The 769-nt window shown below is 44.5% G+C and carries 1 protein-coding gene and 1 pseudogene; both read left to right on the forward strand.

Annotated features, from left to right (window positions below):
* Window positions 1-544: phage tail protein (locus ACFIKB_RS09485; protein WP_375653509.1), on the forward strand; the 544-nt coding region annotated here is incomplete at its 5' end.
* 7 nt (window positions 545-551) lie between these two features.
* Window positions 552-769: pseudogene (locus ACFIKB_RS09490) on the forward strand (phage tail protein); the annotation flags it as partial.

Genomic DNA, 769 nt, shown 5'->3' on the forward strand with positions numbered 1-769 from the left:
AGAAAGCAGTCTTTATCCCACGGGTTTTATAGGAACCTTTGGAATGCGCGGGATTCCAAAGGATTGGTTAATTTGCGATGGGAAGGCTTATTTGCGTCGTGATTATCGTGATTTATTTGAGACGATAGGAACGGTTTGGGGAGAAGGAGATGGTGTTACGACATTTAATGTTCCCGATTTTCGAGGGATGTTTTTACGGGGTGTTGATGGAGGGCGCAATATTGATGAGGGGCGTTCTTTTGCAAGTGTGCAAACAGATTTAATCGAGTCTCACCAACATCAAGGACAGAGCCTTTCGATGTCTCATTTTACCAGCAACGAAAACTTTTGGGATGGGAATACGACGGATGTGTTGGGCTATCGTCTAGGCTTGTTTGGGGGGAGCTCTCTAGCGAATTTTATGGGCATAGAGCGTGAGAATTTAGGAGGCTACATTGTAAGTTCTCATACTCTTGATGAGAGCCAAGAGGTTGTTTTGGAGAGCACTGGTGAAGGCGAGACGCGTCCAGTAAATGTGAGTGTTCTGTTTGCGATTAAGACATGAGGTTAAAATGTCGACGATCTATGATTGGTCTTTAAATGCCTCCTTGAATGCCTATTGTGATGATTTGATTGATTGGTCAAAAGGACAGCGCCCTAGCAGCGTGAATAATAGCGCCCGTGTGATGATGCAGCGTGTGCGTGAATATTTATCCGATACGAGTGGTGTGATTGAAAGCACTTTTACGGTTGATGCTGAACAACAGACGACGTTGATAAGACTTCAAAG

The organism is Bartonella sp. MR110HLJHH, from assembly GCF_042194225.1.
GTDB classification, from domain to species: Bacteria; Pseudomonadota; Alphaproteobacteria; order Rhizobiales; family Rhizobiaceae; genus Bartonella; species Bartonella grahamii.